Origin of the sequence: Streptomyces sp. NPDC005811, from assembly GCF_040630405.1 — a bacterium.
Lineage (GTDB): Bacteria > Actinomycetota > Actinomycetes > Streptomycetales > Streptomycetaceae > Streptomyces.
In genome coordinates, this window is the sequence record NZ_JBEXXK010000062.1 from 1 (window position 1) to 17,570 (window position 17,570).

A 17,570-nucleotide genomic window follows, 5' to 3' on the forward strand; every position below is an offset into this window, starting at 1 on the left:
GGGTGGTGTCGCGTTCAATCACGTGGCCGTGCTGCTGGGTGATGTTGTGGCCATGTGCGCCCGCGGGGGCGGCCCGGCCGGCGGCCGCCCGGGCCGCCGGGCCGCCGAGCGCGCCGGCCGCCGCGAGGACCAGCGCGGGCCGGATCGCCTTGCCCGCGTTCCCCGCGGCCGGGGTGCCGTCGGCCTGCTCCCAGCCGAAGTGGTGGCGGGCGACCCGCCGCATCCGGCGGGGTAACGAGTCGACGGCGGCGCGCAGCGCGGGGTCGACCTCCGCCCTGGCACGCTCCAGGATCGCGGTCGCCTCCTGTCCGTCGGACGCCGCCGGGCCGGTCCGCTCCTCGCCGCCGCCCCGGCTCTCCCCCTGGCTCCCGATGGACCTACGCCTTTCCCGTGTCCCGTACGGCCTGGTGGCGGAGGTCACCGCCAGCGGCCGATCTCGACGTTCTCCAGGACGCCCAGGGCGTCCGGCACCAGCACCGCCGCCGAGTAGTAGGCCGTCACCAGGTAGTTGATGATCGACTGCTCGTTGATGCCCATGAACCGCACGGACAGGCTCGGCTCGATCTCGTCCGGGATCCCGGACTGCCGCAGACCGATGACGCCCTGGTCCTGCTCGCCCAGGCGCAGCGCGATGATCGAGCTGGTACGGGCCTCGGTGACCGGGATCTTGTTGCACGGGTAGATCGGCACCCCGCGCCAGGTGGGGATGCGGTTGCCGCCCATGTCGATCGTCTCGGGCACCAGTCCGCGCTTGTTGAGCTCCCGGCCGATCGCGGAGATCGCGCGCGGGTGGGCGAGCAGCATCTTGGTGCCGCGGCGCCTGCTGAGCAGCTCGTCCAGGTCGTCCGGGCTCGGCACGCCGTCGTGCGGCTGGAGCCGCTGGTCGTACTCGCAGTTGTGGAGCAGACCGAACTCACGGTTGTTGACCAGCTCGTGCTCCTGGCGCTCCTTGATCGCCTCGACCGTGAGCCGCAACTGCTGCTCGGTCTGGTTCATGGGCTGGTTGTAGAGGTCGGCCACGCGCGTGTGGATGCGCAGGACGGTCTGGGCGATGCTCAGCTCGTACTCGCGGGGGCGGGCGTCGTAGTCCACGAACGTGTGCGGGATCTCCGGCTCGCCGGCGTGGCCCGCGGCCAGGTCGACGGCCTTCTCGCCGTACTTGTTGGTGCGCTGCTCGGGAATGGCGCGCAGCTGGTGCAGGTGCGCGCGCAGGGAGTCGGAGCGCTCCGCGACCTGCTCGACGTCCTGGCGGGCCAGGATCAGCACCGTGCACGCGGTGTCGGCGCGGGCGGTGTACTCCCAGATGGCGTCGGCGTCGAGCAGCGCCTGGTCGCCGAAGTAGGCGCCGTCGGCCAGGACGCCGAGCACCTGGTCGTCGCCGTAGGGGCCGGTGCCGACCTTCTCGACGCGGCCGTGCGCCAGCAGATAGACCTCGTCGGACTGGTTGCCGAAGGAGGCGATGACCTCGCCGGGGCCGAACTCCCGCTGCCGGCAGCGCTGGGCCAGCTCCGCCAGCACCTCGTCGTCCTCGTAGTCGCGCAGCGCCGGCAGTTCGCCCAGCTCGGCCGGGATCACCTCGACGCGGTCGCCGGTCTTGACGAACGTGATGCGGCCGTCCCCGACCGCGTACGTCAGCCGCCTGTTGACCCGGTACGTGCCGCCCTGCACGTCCACCCAGGGCAGGGTCCGCAGCAGCCAGCGGGAGCTGATCTCCTGCATCTGCGGTGCGGACTTGGTCGTGGTGGCCAGGTTCCGCGCGGCCGCGGTGCCGAGACTCTGCTGCGGCTTGCCCGAGTCCGTGCGGACCTCTTCGCCTACCGACATGAAGAAATGCCCTCCCGAATCACGCACGGGCGCCGAACTGCGCCGGTGCACTGGTACGCGGACAAGCCTTCCATCACGGTGTGTGGTCGTGGTATTACACGAAAGAGCGGGAATGGATCATCGCGGAGCTGGGCAGAGGGACGTTTCGGCGAACGGTGTTCGACAATGTGCGGATGACCGACCTGCGCCCCCGGCTGCCCTCCCCGCTCCAGGAGGTGGCCGACGACCGGTTCGCACGGCACGGGGTGCGGCTGCTGCTGAAGCGGGACGACCTGATCCACCCGGAGCTGATCGGCAACAAGTGGCGCAAGCTCGTGCCCAATCTGACCGCGGCGGACGGGCGGACCGTGCTCACCTTCGGCGGCGCCTGGTCCAACCATCTGCGTGCCACCGCCGCGGCCGGGCGGCTCCTCGGGCTGCGCACGGTGGGTGTGGTGCGCGGTGACGAACTGGCGGACCGGCCGCTCAACCCCTCCCTGGCCCGGTGCGCCGCCGACGGCATGCGGCTGCACTTCGTGGACCGCGCGACGTATCGCCGCAAGACCGATCCGGAGACCCTCGCGTCCGTGCTGCGGGCGGCCGGCGCCGAGCGCGCGTACGTCGTCCCCGAGGGCGGCAGCAACGCGCTCGCGGTCGGCGGCTGCCGGGTGCTCGGCGAGGAGCTGCGCGGGCGGGCCGACGTGGTCGCGGTGGCCTGCGGGACCGGGGGCACGCTCGCGGGGCTGGCCGCCGGGCTCGGCCCCGGGCAGCGGGCCCTGGGCATTCCGGTTCTCAAGGGGGGTTTCCTTGAGGACGAGATACAGGCCTTGCAGGAGGCGGCGTTCGGGGGTCGGCGGGGCGACTGGCGGCTCGACGACCGGTTCCACTTCGGCGGCTACGCGCGCGTGCCCGCAGGGCTGGAGGCCTTCGCGGAGGACTTCGCCCGCCGGCACGTGGTCCCGGTCGAACGTCTCTATGTCGCCAAGTTGCTCTACGGACTTGTCGCCCTCGTGGAGGAGGGCGCGTTCCCGCGCGGGACGACCGTGGCGGCGGTCGTCACCGGGCGGCCGTTCGGCTGAGTCTCAGCCCGCCTCGCGGTAGGCCGCCGCCTCCTCCAGGTCCAGTCGGCGCAGCAGGGTGCGGAGCATCTCGTCGTCGATGTAGCGGCCGTCGCGCAGCCGGACGAACACCGCGCGCTCGGCGCTGATCATCTCGCGGGAGAGCCTGCGGTAGGTGTCGTCGACGGTCTCGCCGGTGACCGGGTTGGTCTGGCCGAGGCGCTCCCAGACGGCGTTGCGGCGGCGTTCCAGGACGTCGCGGAGCCGGTTGGCGAGGGGTGGGGGCAGGGCGTTGCGCTCGTCGGCCAGCAGCGCGTCGAGGCGCTCCTCGGCGACCCGGGAGGCCTGGGCCTGGGCGTTGGCCTCGGCGAGGGTGGCGGCCTGGGCGTCGGGGGCGGGGAACTTCAGCATGCGGATCAGCGGGGGCAGGCTGAGGCCCTGCACGACCAGGGTGCCGATGACCGTGGTGAACGTCAGGAAGAGGATCAGGTTGCGGTGCGGGAAGGGCTCGCCGTGCTCGACGGTGAGCGGGATGGAGAAGGCGATGGCCAGCGAGACCACGCCCCGCATGCCGGCCCAGCCGATCACGAAGGGCCCCCGCCAGGTGGGGTTGTCCTCCCGCGCGCGGATGCGTGCCGACAGGGCCCGCGGCAGGAAGGTCGCCGGGTAGACCCACAGGAAGCGGGCCGCGACGACCACCAGGAAGAGGGCGACGGCGTACCAGGCGGCGTCCAGGCCCTCGTACGAACCGAGGCCCCTGAGGACCACCGGCAGCTGCAGGCCGATCAGCGCGAAGACCGCCGACTCCAGGACGAAGGCGACCATCTTCCACACGGCCTCCTCCTGGAGGCGGGTGGCGAAGTCGACCTCCCACGCGCGGTGGCCGAGGTAGAGGGCGACGACGACCACGGCGAGGACGCCGGAGGCGTGGAACTGTTCGGCGGAGGCGTAGGCGACGAACGGGATGAGCAGGGAGAGCGTGTTCTGGAGGAGGGGCTCCTTGAGGTGGGTGCGCAGCCAGTGCAGGGGGGCCATCAGGATCAGGCCCGCGGCGACCCCGCCGACCGCCGCGACCAGGAACTCCTCGATGCCGCCCGCCCAGGACGCGCCCTCGCCGACCACGACGGCGAGGGCCACCTTGTAGGCGGTGATGGCGGTGGCGTCGTTCAGCAGGGACTCGCCCTGGAGGATCGTGGTGATCCTCGACGGCAGGCCGACCCGGCGGGCCACCGCCGTGGCCGCGACGGCGTCCGGCGGCGCCACCACCGCGCCCAGCACCAGCGCGGCGGTCAGCGGCAGCCCGGGGACGAGCAGATAGGCGGCCCAGCCGACGGCGACCGTCGCGAACAGCACGTATCCGACCGAGAGCAGGGCCACCGGCCGCAGCTGGGCGCGCAGGTCGAGGTAGGAGCTGTCGGTCGCCGAGGTGTAGAGCAGCGGCGGCAGCAGCAGGGGCAGGACGACGTCCGGGTCCAGGGTGTAGTCCGGGACTCCGGGCACGTACGACACCACCAGGCCGGCGGCGACCAGCAGCAGCGGCGCCGGCACCGGGGTGCGCCGCGCCGCGGCCGCGATCGCCGCGCTGCCCGCCACCAGCAACAGCAGTGGCATCACGTCCATGTCTCGACCGCCTCGTTTTTCCGCGCGGTCCTCCGCGCGACCGTCGTAATCTGGCAATCATGAAACAGTGCACGCACGCCGAAGCGCTGCCCGACCCCGAACCCGTCCCGCTCGGTGAGACGTGTCCGGAGTGTCTGCGGGACGGCACCCACCCGGTGCAGTTGCGGCTGTGCCTGACGTGCGGCCATGTCGGCTGCTGCGACTCCTCGCCCAGCCGGCACGCCACAGGGCATCACGACGAGACCGGGCATCCCGTGATGCGGACCTTCGAGCCCGGGGAGAACTGGCGCTGGTGCTTCGTCGATCATGTCCTCGTATGAGCGTCGGAGAGACGGCCCCGGTGTCCGGCGGGTACGGTTCGACCATCTGACGCCTGGGTACGTCAACCCGGCGCGCCCTCTTCCCTTTTGGGCCCGCAGACCCCTAGACACGGAGCGTGTTCACAGCTTTACTGTGAGTGACGCCAGGGGGTTGGGGTCCCGGGACAGGACACGTGAGAGCGCGATAGCGTCACCGCTGCACCACCCACGCGTTACCCCGGGGGGCGACCCTCGGCCCCGAAAAGCTTGTACCACCTTGGAGGTGAGGGTGTCCCAGATCGCAGGCGAGCCCGCGACCCAGGACTTCGTGGAAGTCCGGCTGCCGGCTGCGGGTGCCTACCTGTCGGTGCTGCGGACGGCCACGGCCGGCCTCGCGGCCCGTTTGGACTTCACCCTGGACGAGATCGAGGACCTGCGCATCGCGGTGGACGAGGCCTGCGCGATCCTGCTTCAGCAGGCCGTGCCGGGCTCGGTGCTCAGCTGTGTGTTCCGGCTCGTCGACGACTCGCTCGAGGTCACCGTCTCGGCACCGACCACCGACGGCCACGCCCCCTCGCGGGACACCTTCGCCTGGACCGTGCTGTCCGCCCTGGCGGGGAAGGTCTCCTCCGCCGTCGACGAGGACAAGACCGTCTCGATCAGCCTCTACAAACAGCGCGGCGCGGGACCCGGGCCGGCGTGAGGAACGGGGACGGGCCGGTGCGGGACGAGGAGCGCGGCACACGGGAGCTGCCGGCCGAGAACGATTCAGTCTCTCCGGGCGGTTCCCGACGCATGACCGCGGACGGTATCGACGGCATTCCCGAGCAGGCCAGGCCGCATCCGGAGGACGACACCGGACGCGGGGACCTGGATGCCGCGCAGGGCTCGCCCCGCAAGGGGCGGATCGGGGGCTCCCCCGGCCGGGCTGAGGACAGGGCTCGACAGAGGGCGACGGGCGGGACGATGAGCGAGCACGAGCGAGACGACGAACAGGGCGTGCCGGGCACGCAGCACGAACCCCGTGCCCAGCCCGAGCCCCATGCCCAGCCCGAGCCCCGGGACCGGCGTGAGCCCAGGGACCACGGCGACCGCAGCGGGGCGCGCGCGATGTTCGTCGAGCTGCGCGGACTGCAGGACGGCAGCCCGGAGTATGCGGAGCTGCGCAACCAGCTGGTCCGGATGCATCTGCCGCTCGTGGAGCATCTGGCGCGTCGCTTCCGCAATCGCGGCGAGCCGCTGGACGACCTCACCCAGGTCGCCACCATCGGCCTGATCAAGTCGGTCGACCGTTTCGACCCGGACCGCGGCGTGGAGTTCTCGACGTACGCGACCCCGACGGTCGTCGGCGAGATCAAGCGGCACTTCCGCGACAAGGGCTGGGCGGTGCGCGTCCCGCGCCGGCTCCAGGAGCTGCGGCTCGCGCTCACCACGGCGACGGCGGAGCTCTCGCAGCAGCACGGCCGCTCCCCCACGGTCCATGAGCTGGCCGAGAAGCTGGCCATCTCGGAGGAGGAGGTCCTGGAGGGCCTGGAGTCCGCCAACGCGTACTCCACGCTGTCGCTGGACGTCCCCGACACCGACGACGAGTCCCCGGCGGTCGCCGACACGCTCGGCGCGGAGGACGAGGCGCTGGAGGGCGTCGAGTACCGGGAGTCGCTCAAGCCGCTGCTGGAGGATCTCCCGCCCCGGGAGAAGCGGATCCTTCTCCTCCGCTTCTTCGGCAACATGACCCAGTCGCAGATCGCGCAGGAGGTCGGCATCTCGCAGATGCACGTCTCCCGGCTGCTGGCGCGCACGCTGGCGCAACTGCGGGAGAAGCTGCTCGTGGAGGAGTGAGGGCTACTCGCCCTGTCCCCTGCCGGGCCCCCGGATCCCGAGGGCCCGGGTGGTCTCCGCGTTGACGAGCAGGACCAGCGCCGTCACGGCGACGACCGCGAGGGCGATGCCCGCCGGGATCGCCATGCTGTCGGCCTGGAGCAGGTTGTAGGCCACCGGCAGCGCGATGATCTGGGTGATGACGGCGGGCCCCCGGCTCCAGCCGCGCCGGCCGAGCAGTCCGCGGGCGGCGAGCAGCGGCAGCAGCGCGAGCACCATGAGGGTCAGCCCCCCGGTGACGGCCTGCCCCCGGCCGTCCGGGTCGCCGGTGATCCCGAGGATCATGATCCACACCCCGCCGACGAGAAGCGCCAGCCCTTCCAGAGCGGCCAGCGCGGCGGCGTACGTCAGCCGGCGCGGGCGCGGTCCGGTGCTGTCCGGGGCGGTCTCGGGGGCGAGGGGAGTCTGCTCACTGCTCACCCCTGAAGGGTAGCCCGGCCCCCTCCCGCGCCCCCGGAGACCCGTGTCGAGGCTCACGTCCGATCTCTTACCGCTTCCCTACCTCGGCCTGTGCCCGGGTACCACCCAGTAGGTACGCTGCACCCCATGCGTGCACTTCTCGTGGTCAATCCGGCAGCAACCACTACCAGTGCACGGACGCGTGACGTTCTCCTTCACGCGCTCGCCAGCGAGATGAAGCTGGAGGCGGTCACCACCGAGTACCGCGGGCATGCGCGCAATCTGGCCCGGCAGGCGGCGGAGAGCGGGAACACCGATCTGGTGGTGGCGCTCGGCGGCGACGGCACGGTCAACGAGGTGGTCAACGGCCTGCTGCACCACGGCCCCGAGCCGGAGCGGCTGCCCGGCCTCGCGGTGGTCCCCGGCGGTTCCACCAATGTCTTCGCCCGCGCCCTGGGCCTGCCCAACGATCCGGTGGAGGCGACCGGCGCGCTGCTGGACGCCCTGCGCGAGGAGCGCGAGCGCACGGTCGGCCTGGGGCTCGCCGCGGGCACGCCGGGCACGGAGGACGAGGCGGTGCCCTCGCGCTGGTTCACCTTCAACGCCGGGCTCGGCTTCGACGCGGGGGTCGTCGGCCGGGTCGAGCAGCAGCGGGAGCGGGGCCGGAGGTCGACGCACGCCCTCTATCTGATGCAGGCCGTGCGGCAGCTCCTGGGCGAGCCGGACCGCCGGCGCGGATCGATCACGTTGGAGACGCCGGGCGCCGACCCGGTGACCGATTTGGTGCTGTCCATAGTCTGCAACACGGCTCCGTGGACCTATCTGGGCAATCGCCCGGTGTACGCGTCGCCTAAGGCCTCGTTCGATACCGGGCTCGACGTACTCGGTCTCAGCCGTCTGTCCACCGCCGCGGTTGCCCGGTATGGCACCCAGTTGCTCACTTCGTCCCCCGAGCGTGGCCCGCAGGGGAAGCATGCCCACTCCTTCCATGACCTGGACCGGTTCACCTTGCATTCGAAGGCGCCCCTACCCCTGCAGATGGACGGCGACCACCTCGGGCTGCGCACGAGCGTGACGTTCACAGGCGTACGCCGTGCACTGCGTGTGATTGTGTGAGCAGAAAGGGCTGAAGTCCTTTCACTCGAACGTTTAGGCCAGGATCCACCCCATGGAAGTACGGCTGTGATGTAGTCGACACCGAGGAATCAAAAAAAACTTTCCAGAAGGGGTTGTATCCGCCGCTGAGGTTTGCGAGTCTCTACGTGGCGATCGGGACGGCCCGCAACACCAGCCTCCACTGATCACCAGAACCCCTCTTCAACTCACAGGACCACGTCGGTACCTACCGACGGGTTGGCCCTTCCCTTGTTGAGGGATTCGTGAAAGCGTTCACATTCACAAGCAACTTGCACGTAATACCAAGGAGAGGTAGCAGCCATGGACTGGCGTCACAACGCCGTTTGCCGCGAGGAAGACCCCGAGCTCTTCTTCCCCATCGGCAACACCGGTCCTGCGCTGCTGCAGATCGAGGAAGCCAAGGCCGTCTGCCGTCGCTGCCCCGTCATGGATCAGTGTCTGCAGTGGGCGCTCGAGTCCGGCCAGGACTCCGGCGTCTGGGGTGGTCTCAGCGAGGACGAGCGCCGTGCCATGAAGCGTCGCGCCGCCCGCAACCGGGCCCGTCAGGCCACCGCCTGACAACACCCGCCCCGCACAGCCTGAGCTTGGCGGCGCGTACAGCGAGTACGCTTCTCCCGCCCCCGAGCCGCAGCGCGCAGTACCCCCGATGCGCAGCTAATCGCTGGCAACGAGCATTCGAGCCCCGGACCCCTGAACGGTCCGGGGCTTCGTGCTGTGCCCATCTGTTCTTACCCGGGGCTTACTTCTGCGCCCGTACCGGAAGGTCCAGGATCACCTGGGTGCCGCGGTCCGGGGCCGGGACCATGTCGAACGTCCCGCCCAACTCGCCCTCCACCAGCGTCCGTACGATCTGCAGACCGAGGTTGCCCGAGGTGTGCGGGTCGAAGCCCTCGGGCAGACCCACGCCGTCGTCCTGGACGGTGACCAGGAGGCGGGCCTCCTTCGCCGTGCCGCCGCGGACCGCCGAGACCTCGACCGTGCCGGTGTCGCCCTCGCGAAAGCCGTGTTCCAGGGCGTTCTGGAGGATCTCGGTGAGGACCATGGACAGCGGGGTGGCGACCTCCGCGTCCAGGATGCCGAAGCGTCCGGTGCGCCGGCCCATGACCTTGCCCGGGGAGATCTCCGCGACCATCGCCAGCACCCGGTCGGCGATCTCATCGAACTCCACCCGCTCGTCCAGGTTCTGGGACAGCGTCTCATGCACGATCGCGATCGAGCCGACCCGGCGCACGGCCTCCTCCAGCGCCTCCCGGCCGCGCTCGGACTCGATCCGGCGGGCCTGGAGCCGCAGCAGCGCGGCGACCGTCTGGAGATTGTTCTTCACCCGGTGGTGGATCTCCCGGATGGTGGCGTCCTTGGTGATCAACTCGCGTTCACGGCGGCGCAGTTCGGTGACGTCCCGGAGCAGCACGAGCGAACCGATGCGGGTGCCCTTGGGCTTGAGCGGGATCGTACGGAACTGGATGACGCCGTCGTTGGCCTCGATCTCGAACTCGCGGGGCGCCCAGCCGCTGGCGACCTTGGCCAGTGCCTCGTCCACCGGGCCCCGGGTGGGGGCGAGTTCGGCGGTGGTCTGGCCGAGGTGGTGGCCGAGGAGGTCGGAGGCCAGGCCCATGCGGTGATAGGCGGAGAGCGCGTTCGGGGAGGCGTACTGGACGATGCCGTCGCCGTCGACGCGGATCAGGCCGTCACCGACGCGCGGGGCGGCGTCCATGTCCATCTGCTGGCCCGCGAAGGGGAAGGAGCCGGCCGCGATCATCTGCGCGAGGTCGGAGGCGGACTGGAGGTAGGTCAGTTCCAGCCGGCTCGGGGTGCGCACGGTGAGCAGGTTGGTGTTGCGGGCGATGACGCCGAGGACGCGTCCCTCGCGCCGTACGGGGATGGACTCGACCCGTACGGGGACCTCTTCGCGCCACTCCGGGTCGCCCTCGCGCACGATCCGGCCCTCGTCCAGGGCGGCGTCGAGGAGGGGACGCCTGCCGCGCGGGACGAGGTGGCCGACCATGTCGTCCTGGTAGGAGGTGGGCCCGGTGTTGGGGCGCATCTGGGCCACGGAGACATAGCGGGTGCCGTCGCTGGTGGGCACCCACAGCACCAGGTCGGCGAAGGAGAGGTCGGAGAGCAGCTGCCACTCCGAGACCAGCAGGTGGAGCCACTCGAGGTCGGAGTCGTCGAGGGCGGTGTGCTGGCGTACGAGTTCGTTCATGGAGGGCACGTGTGCGAGCGTACCCGCGGGTCTGTCTCTGGCCTAAAAACGGCGGTTCCGGAAAAGACCGGTCCGGGAATCGCCGGTCCTGGAAACACCCGCGGGCCGCGGCGCCTGGGAGGGACCCTCAGCCCTCCCGGCACCGCAGCCCGGAGCAATATCGGCCACGGGGTGTGCGGTCCCGTCGGCCGAAGGTGAGGAGCCGGGGCAGTCAGGGCAGAGAGCTCCGGACCCTCGGTCCGCCCTCCTGTGCGGGGAGAACGGAAGTCGGTTTCATTGTGGACTAGACCACTAGGTGTGTCCATGCCCCACCGTTCACAACGCAGCCTAGCCTGTGCGGGTTCCTCCACGGACTGAGATGCGGGGAGCAATTTCACCTGCCTCTGATAAATTGACCCCAGGATTGGTCTAAACCACTCAGCTCAGAACGGCAGGTCAGCGTGGAAGTTGTCATCGTTCCGGACGCCAGGTCGGGTGGCGAGCTGATCGCCGAGGCCATGGCGGAGCTGCTGCGGCGCAAGCCGGACGCCCTGCTGGGCGTGGCCACCGGCTCCACCCCGCTGCCCGTCTACCAGGCGCTGGCGGCCAAGGTGGCCGCCAAGGAGGCGGACATCTCCCGGGCGCGGATCGCCCAGCTCGACGAGTATGTGGGGCTGCCCGCCGACCACCCCGAGTCCTACCGCTCGGTGCTGCGGCGCGAGGTGCTGGAGCCGCTGGGCATCGGTATGGAGGCGTTCCTCGGGCCCGACGGCACGGCCGAGGACATACGGGCGGCCTCCCAGGCGTACGACGCGGCACTCGCCGCGGCCGGCGGGGTGGACCTCCAGCTGCTGGGGATCGGGACCGACGGGCACATCGGGTTCAACGAGCCGTGCTCCTCGCTGGCCTCGCGGACCCGGATCAAGACGCTGACCGAGCAGACGCGGGTGGACAACGCGCGCTTCTTCGGCGGGGACATCGCGCAGGTGCCGCACCATGTGATCACCCAGGGGATCGGGACGATCCTGGAGGCCCGGCATCTGGTGCTGCTGGCGACCGGGGAGAACAAGGCGGACGCGGTGGCGGCGACGGTGGAGGGGCCGCTTGCCGCGGTGTGTCCTGCGTCGGCGCTTCAGTTGCATCCGCATGCGACGGTGGTGGTGGACGAGGGGGCGGCGTCCAAGCTGAAGCTGGCGGATTACTTTCGGCACACGTTTGTCAACAAGCCGGAGTGGCAGGGCATTTGAAAAGAGCGGACCCGGCAGATCGGATGCATCTGCCGGGTCCCGCTGTCTTCGGACTGCGGGTGATCGGGGGCTGGTCGCGCAGTTCCCCGCGCCCCTGGCGGGGCTACGCCCCCGCAATCACCTCCGCCGCCGCCCTGCCGCACACCCGGGCCGCGCCGTGGGTCGCGATGTGCGGGATGCCCCGGGGCGGGGACTGGGGGACGCCCATCTCCACCACGATCGTGTCGGGGCGGGACAGAAGAAGGATGTCCAGGGCCCTCGTCATCCACGGGTGGCGGTGTTCGTCACGGACCACGGCCACGATGGGTCGGTCCCCCGCCGCGGACAGGGCCGCCTGCGCGGCCTGTTCGCCGTTCTCGCCCCGGAAGGTTCCCGTCGTCGTACCGGGGAGCAGGCGGGTCAGTTCCGCCGCCACGCCCCACGGGGTCTCGTCGCCCACGGCGATGTTCGCCACCGGGGTGAAGGCGGCGACGAACGGGGCCTCGGCGAGGGGGTGGAAGGTGTCGCCGCCGGTGACGCGGAGGGCGCGGCGGGCGGCCAGGAGGCCGACGTCCGGTTCGGTCCCGGCGGTGCTCGTGGGCGCCGCACCCGTCCAGCGGGCCAGCGACCGCACCCGTTCCGCCGCGTCCGCCAGGCGTTCCTCCGGGAGTTCCCCGGTGCGTACGGCGGTGACCAGGGCGTCGCGCAGACGCCGTACCGTCGCGTCGTCCTGGAGCCCGCCGCCCACGCAGATCGCGTCGGCGCCGGCGGCGATCGCGAGGACGCTGCCGCGTTCGATGCCGTAGGTCGCGGCCACCGCCTGCATCTCCATGCCGTCGGTGACGATCAGTCCCTCGTAGCCGAGTTCGCGGCGGAGCAGGTCGGTGAGGATCGGGCGGGACAACGTTGCCGGGCGGACGGGGTCCAGGGCCGGGACCAGGATGTGGGCGCTCATGATCGCCTTCGTGCCGGCGCCGATGGCCGCGAGGAAGGGGATCAGTTCGCGTTCGGCGAGGGCCTCGGCCGGGATGTCGATGCGTGGGAGCGCGTGGTGGGAGTCGACGGCCGTGTCGCCGTGGCCCGGGAAGTGCTTGGTGCAGGCCGCCACGCCCGCGGACTGGAGGCCGGTGACATAGGCGGCGGTGTGCCGGGCGACCAGGGCGGGGTCGGCGCCGAAGGAGCGCACCCCGATGACCGGGTTCGCCGGGTTGGAGTTGACGTCGGCGGACGGGGCCCAGTTGAGGTCGACCCCGCACTCCGCGAGCCGGCGGCCCAGTTCGTGGGCCACCCTGCGGGTCAGGTCGACGTCGTCCACCGCGCCCAGCGCGTAGTTGCCGGGGAAGGAGGAGCCGGTGCGCACCTCCAGGCGGGTGACGTCCCCGCCCTCCTCGTCGACGGCGACCAGGACGTCTTCGCGTTCCGCGCGCAACTGGGCGGTCAGGGCGGCCAGTTGTTCCGGGGAGGCGATGTTGCGGCCGAACAGGCCGACCGAGGCCAGGCCCTCGCCGAGGCGGCGGAGCAGCCAGTCGGGGGCGGTGGTGCCGGGGAAGCCCGGCTGGAGGACGGTGAGCGCGTCACGGGTGAGGGTGTCCGTGTCGCGGGCGAGTGTGGTCATCGGGGCGTCATCCCTTCACGGCGCCCGCGGTCAGGCCCGCGGCCATCTTGCGCTGGACGAGGAGGAAGAGGGCGACGATGGGGACGGCCATCAGGGTGGCGCCGGCCATCATCGGGGCGTACTCGGTGCCGTGCTTGGTGGTGAAGTTGCCGAGCCAGACGGTCGCGGTCTGGTTCTTCTGGCTGAGCAGCATCAGGGCGTACAGGTACTCGTTCCAGGCCTGGATGAAGCCGTAGACCGAGGTGGCGACCATGCCGGGGGCGAGGAGGGGGAAGACCACCCGGACGAAGGCGCCGGTGCGGGAGCAGCCGTCGACCATCGCTGCCTCCTCCAGCTCCCTGGGGATGTTGACGATGAAGCCGCGCAGGGTCCACACCGTGAACGGGAGGATGAAGGTCAGATAGGTGATGATCAGGCCCGACAGCTTGTCGTACTGGTCCAGGTCGTTCAGCAGCAGGAAGACCGGGATGATCATGGCGACCAGCGGGACCATCTGGACCGCGAGGATGCCGACGATCACGATCTTGCGGCCGCGGAAGGCGAACCGGGAGATGGCGAGCGCGGCCAGCATGCCGACGACGATGCCGATCACGACGACCGCGAGGGAGACGATCAGGCTGCGCCCGACGGGGCCCCAGAAGTCGGCGATGTGCAGCGCGCGGCTGAAGTTGGCGAGGGTGAAGCCGGTCGGCAGCAGGCTCGGGTCCGGGTCGATCGCGTCCTTGGCGGGCTTGATCGCGGTGTTGAGCATCCAGTAGACGGGGAAGCCGGCGACGGCGAAGACGAGGAGGCCGAGGAGGTTCCAGCCGAATCGCCCCCGTGCGCCGACGGCACTCGTGCTGCTCATTCGACCTCTCCGATCTTCAGCATCTGGCGCATGTACACGGCGACCACCCCGAGCAGGAGGAGCACGGTGATCAGGGCGATCGCCGAGCCCTGGCCGTAGTCGTTGACGACGAAGGCGCGGTCGTACGAGTACGTGGTCAGGAGCTGGAACTCGGGCTCCGGATGGCCGTTGCGCATCACGAAGACCTGCGGGAAGACGCCCATGTCCCAGATGACCGACAGGGTCGTGAGCATCACGATGATCGGCTTGAGGATGGGCAGGGTGACGTACCGGAAGACGCCCCAGGAGCCGGCGCCGTCGAGGCGGGCGGCCTCCTCCAGCTCGGCGGGGACCTGGGTGAGGCCGGCGCTGAGGGTGATGACCACGAAGGGGACCGCGCCCCAGATCACCAGCAGCATGATGACGGCCAGGCCCTGCGGTCCGCTGGCGAACCAGTTGTGGCCGATGAGGTCGACGCCGGGGAGCTTGCTGAGGACCGCGTTGAGGATGCCGTAGTCGGAGTCGAAGAGCCACTTGAAGACGGTGGTGGCGACGATGACGGGCATGCCCCAGCTGGCCACGAGCGCGATGTTGACGAGGGTCTTCACCCAGCCGGAGACCCGCTGGAGCAGCAGGGCGATCAGCATGCCGAGGACCATCGTGAGGATCACGCAGCCCGCGGCGAAGACGATCGTGCGGACGACGACCTGCCAGAACTCGCCGTCGTCGAGGACGCCGGTGAAGTTGTCGAGGCCGATGTTCTCGGCGGGCTGGAAACCCCAGAGCTGGGACTGGCCGAACTTCTGGAAGGAGAGGGTGACCAGGCGGACCAGCGGATAGCCCATCACCAGCAGGAGGATGAGCAGACAGGGCGCGAGCAGCAGCCAAGGGGTGCCGGCGGAGGTCCGCTTCGGCCGCGGTCTGCCCGGTGGGACGGGCGGTGGGGGTGACGGCCGCGTCGGCGGCGCCTTGGCAGGGGTGGTCGTGTCTGCGGCACTCATCCGCGCGCTCCTCAGCGGTCCCTCGGGTCGTACGAAGGCGAAGCCCCGTACGGGTCGTACGGGAGGCGGCGCCCGGCCCGGGAGCCGGGCGCCGCCGTCAGGTCATGAGTTGTTGATGACCTTGTCGATCGCGGCGTCGGCCTCCTTGGCGGCGTCCTCGACGCTCTTCTTGCCGGTGCCGATGGACTGCAGCATGTTCTGCAGGACCTGGGCCTTCTCGACCTGGCCCCAGCCGGGGGCCATCGGGACGAACCAGTTGGACTCGGCCGCGGTGGCCGGCACGGCCGTCGCCGGGTCGTTCTTGAGGGTGGCGAGGTCGGTCTTGTTGTTGGGCAGGTTGCCCTTGGCCATCAGGCCCTTCTGGCCGGAGGGGCCGGTGAAGGCGTTGATCCACTCGGCGGCGAGGGCCTGGGCGTCGGACTTGACCGGGACGGCGAGGTCGGAGCCGCCGAGGAAGACCGGGAGGTTCTTGCCGGACGGGCCGGGCATCACGAAGTTCTCGACGTTGCCGGCGAGCTTGCCGGTCTTGTCGTTCTCCTTGGCCGCGGCGGTCGCGCCCTCCCAGGCGGGGGCGAAGATCATGCCGGACTTGCCCTGGCCGTAGACGATGTACCGGTCGGACTCGTCCTTGGTCTTGTCGCCGTGCATGTACTTGTCGACGACATCCTTGAACTCGTTGAGGCCCTTGATGGACTCCGGCGAGGAGAGGTTGGCCTTCCACTGGCCGCCCGACTCGACGGCGATGGAGCCGCCGGCGTCGTACACGAAGGACATGGCGGCGTACCAGTCGCGGGTGGGCTGGTACCAGGCGGAGAACTTGTCGCCCTCCTTCTTCTGGACCTTGTCGAGGGCGGCGGTCAGCTCGGCGTAGGTCTTCGGGGTGGACTTCACGCCGACCGAGGCGAAGACGTCCTTGCGCCAGTTGGCGACGCGGCCGCCGGCGTAGTACGGGACGCCATAGGTCTTGCCGTCGTAGGTGACGGAGGCCTTCAGGCCGTCGAGCCAGGCGGAGGAGTTGTCGAACTTGGCGGCGTCGAGGGGGGCGAAGGCGCCCTTGACCATGTAGCTGAGCATCTCGGTGTTGCCCATCTCGACCACGTCGGGGGCCTTGTCGGTGGCGAGGACCGCGTCGAGCTTGGCGTTCTTGTCCGGCCAGCCGTAGTACTCGTGGTTGATCTTGAGGCCCGGGTGCTTCTTCAGCACGGCGGCGTCGGCCGCCTTGACCAGCGCGGGCCAGTTGTTCTGGGCGTCGACCGTCAGCCAGACCGTCAGTTCCTTGGCCTCGGAGCCCTTCGCGTCCCCGCCGTCCTTGTCGCCGCCGCACGCCGCGATGGAGACCATCATGCCCGCGATACCGATCGCGGCTATCAGCTTGCGCTTCACGCCACCCTCCTCAGGGATGCCCACACCCCCCGCCCACATGCCGGGACCTGGACCAATGGTGTAGACCAGTGCGGTGAGCTTGGCGCAGACCATTTCGGCTGTCAAGGGTGGCCGAAACGGCTTTGACCAGCCGTTATGGGTTCTAGATATACAGGAACCTTTAAGTAAGAAGCCGTTGAAAACATCGGCCCCGGAGGGCCGGAGTCCGGTAGACCACTTGCCCTTCTGGACTAGACCAGCGAAGGGTGCGACGGTATACAGAGGGGATCACGGAACGGCGGGGCACGCGCTGCCGCCGCCGTGCCACGATGTGAAGCCGCGGCCGACGGTGTGTCGGCCCTTCGGCTCCCGGAGCCGGGAAGGCAGGCCATGAGCACCGACGTCAGCAGTGCGGAGAACGAGGGTGGGGCGACCGTCCGTACCGCGCGCGTGCCCAAGTACTACCGCTTGAAGAAGCACCTGCTCGACATGACGGAGACCCAGACGCCGGGCACCCCGGTCCCGCCGGAGCGGACCCTGGCCGCCGAGTTCGACACCTCGCGCACCACCGTCCGCCAGGCCCTCCAGGAACTGGTCGTCGAGGGGCGCCTGGAGCGCATCCAGGGCAAGGGCACCTTCGTCGCCAAGCCGAAGGTCTCCCAGGCGCTGCAACTCACCTCCTACACCGAGGACATGCGCGCCCAGGGCCTCGAACCCACCTCGCAGCTGCTGGACGTCGGCTACATCACCGCCGATGACACCCTCGCCGGGCTGCTGGACGTCACCGCCGGCAGCCGGGTGCTGCGCGTCGAGCGGCTGCGCATGGCCAACGGCGAGCCGATGGCCATCGAGACCACCCATCTGAGCGCCAAGCGCTTCCCGGCCCTGCGCCGCTCGCTGGTCAAGTACACCTCGCTGTACACCGCGCTCGCCGAGGTCTACGACGTCCGGCTCGCCGAGGCCGAGGAGACCATCGAGACCTCCCTGGCCACCCCGCGCGAGGCCGGCCTGCTCGGCACCGACGTCGGCCTGCCGATGCTGATGCTCTCCCGGCACTCGCTGGACCAGGACGGGCAGCCGGTGGAATGGGTGCGGTCGGTGTACCGGGGGGACCGCTACAAGTTCGTGGCCCGACTGAAGCGGCCCACCGAATAGAACGGG

The 17,570-nt window shown here is 70.4% G+C and carries 16 protein-coding genes and 1 pseudogene; 8 read left to right on the plus strand and 9 right to left on the minus strand.

Annotated features, from left to right (window positions below; translation table 11 throughout):
- Together ABZ490_RS43310 and ABZ490_RS43315 are read right to left on the minus strand one after the other, a co-directional pair.
- Nucleotides 1-373 (minus strand): annotated as a pseudogene (locus ABZ490_RS43310) (polyprenyl synthetase family protein); the annotation flags it as partial.
- A 44-nt stretch (nt 374-417) separates the two neighbouring features.
- Entirely contained in the window at nt 418-1,824 is a 1,407-nt protein-coding gene (locus tag ABZ490_RS43315) for a family 2B encapsulin nanocompartment shell protein (RefSeq protein ID WP_359003366.1), read from the minus strand.
- 173 nt (nt 1,825-1,997) lie between these two features.
- Here ABZ490_RS43315 and ABZ490_RS43320 point away from each other — a divergent pair, with 173 nt between their 5' ends.
- Nucleotides 1,998-2,882, plus strand: a complete 885-nt coding sequence (locus ABZ490_RS43320) for a pyridoxal-phosphate dependent enzyme (RefSeq protein WP_359003368.1) — start codon at nt 1,998-2,000, stop codon at nt 2,880-2,882.
- Between the two features lie 3 nt (nt 2,883-2,885).
- Here ABZ490_RS43320 and ABZ490_RS43325 read toward each other — a convergent pair whose 3' ends face one another.
- A complete protein-coding gene (locus tag ABZ490_RS43325; protein WP_359003370.1) occupies nt 2,886-4,481 on the minus strand; it encodes a Na+/H+ antiporter in 1,596 nt (531 codons plus the stop codon).
- A 59-nt stretch (nt 4,482-4,540) separates the two neighbouring features.
- Here ABZ490_RS43325 and ABZ490_RS43330 point away from each other — a divergent pair, with 59 nt between their 5' ends.
- The 3 genes from ABZ490_RS43330 (at nt 4,541) to ABZ490_RS43340 (ending at nt 6,619) form a co-directional block, all read left to right on the plus strand.
- On the plus strand, nt 4,541-4,801 hold the full coding sequence (locus tag ABZ490_RS43330) for a UBP-type zinc finger domain-containing protein (protein ID WP_067248037.1): 261 nt from the start codon (nt 4,541-4,543) through the stop codon (nt 4,799-4,801).
- A 268-nt stretch (nt 4,802-5,069) separates the two neighbouring features.
- On the plus strand, nt 5,070-5,483 hold the full coding sequence (locus tag ABZ490_RS43335) for an anti-sigma regulatory factor (protein ID WP_004925829.1): 414 nt from the start codon (nt 5,070-5,072) through the stop codon (nt 5,481-5,483).
- Complete coding sequence (locus ABZ490_RS43340) at nt 5,480-6,619, plus strand: SigB/SigF/SigG family RNA polymerase sigma factor (protein WP_359003373.1); 1,140 nt, start codon at nt 5,480-5,482, stop codon at nt 6,617-6,619. The genes ABZ490_RS43335 and ABZ490_RS43340 overlap by 4 nt, the downstream gene beginning before the upstream one ends.
- Nucleotides 6,620-6,622: 3 nt before the next feature.
- Here the strand turns inward: ABZ490_RS43340 and ABZ490_RS43345 are convergent, their stop codons facing one another.
- Nucleotides 6,623-7,078: a hypothetical protein gene (locus ABZ490_RS43345; RefSeq protein ID WP_359003375.1), complete on the minus strand. Its 456-nt coding sequence runs from the start codon at nt 7,076-7,078 to the stop codon at nt 6,623-6,625.
- A 126-nt stretch (nt 7,079-7,204) separates the two neighbouring features.
- On the opposite strand from ABZ490_RS43345, the gene ABZ490_RS43350 reads away from it, so the two are divergent.
- Both ABZ490_RS43350 and ABZ490_RS43355 read left to right on the plus strand, forming a co-directional pair.
- Entirely contained in the window at nt 7,205-8,173 is a 969-nt protein-coding gene (locus tag ABZ490_RS43350; protein WP_359003377.1) for a diacylglycerol kinase family protein, read from the plus strand.
- A 321-nt stretch (nt 8,174-8,494) separates the two neighbouring features.
- The gene (locus ABZ490_RS43355; RefSeq protein WP_010353616.1) at nt 8,495-8,752 is read left to right on the plus strand and encodes a WhiB family transcriptional regulator; all 258 of its coding nucleotides are present in this window, start codon (nt 8,495-8,497) and stop codon (nt 8,750-8,752) included.
- Nucleotides 8,753-8,933: 181 nt separating this feature from the next.
- Here the strand turns inward: ABZ490_RS43355 and ABZ490_RS43360 are convergent, their stop codons facing one another.
- A complete protein-coding gene (locus ABZ490_RS43360; RefSeq protein ID WP_055634099.1) occupies nt 8,934-10,400 on the minus strand; it encodes a PAS domain-containing sensor histidine kinase in 1,467 nt (488 codons plus the stop codon).
- Nucleotides 10,401-10,840: 440 nt separating this feature from the next.
- Here ABZ490_RS43360 and nagB point away from each other — a divergent pair, with 440 nt between their 5' ends.
- Entirely contained in the window at nt 10,841-11,626 is a 786-nt protein-coding gene (nagB, locus tag ABZ490_RS43365; protein ID WP_359003379.1) for a glucosamine-6-phosphate deaminase, read from the plus strand.
- 103 nt (nt 11,627-11,729) lie between these two features.
- Here the strand turns inward: nagB and ABZ490_RS43370 are convergent, their stop codons facing one another.
- The 4 genes from ABZ490_RS43370 to ABZ490_RS43385 form a co-directional block, all read right to left on the minus strand.
- Entirely contained in the window at nt 11,730-13,220 is a 1,491-nt protein-coding gene (locus ABZ490_RS43370) for a glycoside hydrolase family 3 protein (protein WP_359003381.1), read from the minus strand.
- Nucleotides 13,221-13,227: 7 nt separating this feature from the next.
- The gene (locus ABZ490_RS43375; RefSeq protein WP_359003383.1) at nt 13,228-14,067 is read right to left on the minus strand and encodes a carbohydrate ABC transporter permease; all 840 of its coding nucleotides are present in this window, start codon (nt 14,065-14,067) and stop codon (nt 13,228-13,230) included.
- The gene (locus tag ABZ490_RS43380) at nt 14,064-15,047 is read right to left on the minus strand and encodes a sugar ABC transporter permease (protein ID WP_359003385.1); all 984 of its coding nucleotides are present in this window, start codon (nt 15,045-15,047) and stop codon (nt 14,064-14,066) included. The genes ABZ490_RS43375 and ABZ490_RS43380 overlap by 4 nt, the downstream gene beginning before the upstream one ends.
- Before the next feature lie 102 nt (nt 15,048-15,149).
- Nucleotides 15,150-16,430: an extracellular solute-binding protein gene (locus tag ABZ490_RS43385; RefSeq protein ID WP_359003387.1), complete on the minus strand. Its 1,281-nt coding sequence runs from the start codon at nt 16,428-16,430 to the stop codon at nt 15,150-15,152.
- A 369-nt stretch (nt 16,431-16,799) separates the two neighbouring features.
- Here ABZ490_RS43385 and ABZ490_RS43390 point away from each other — a divergent pair, with 369 nt between their 5' ends.
- Nucleotides 16,800-17,564 (plus strand): GntR family transcriptional regulator, encoded by a 765-nt coding sequence (locus ABZ490_RS43390; RefSeq protein ID WP_359003389.1) that lies wholly within the window; start codon nt 16,800-16,802, stop codon nt 17,562-17,564.
- Nucleotides 17,565-17,570 lie beyond the last annotated feature (6 nt).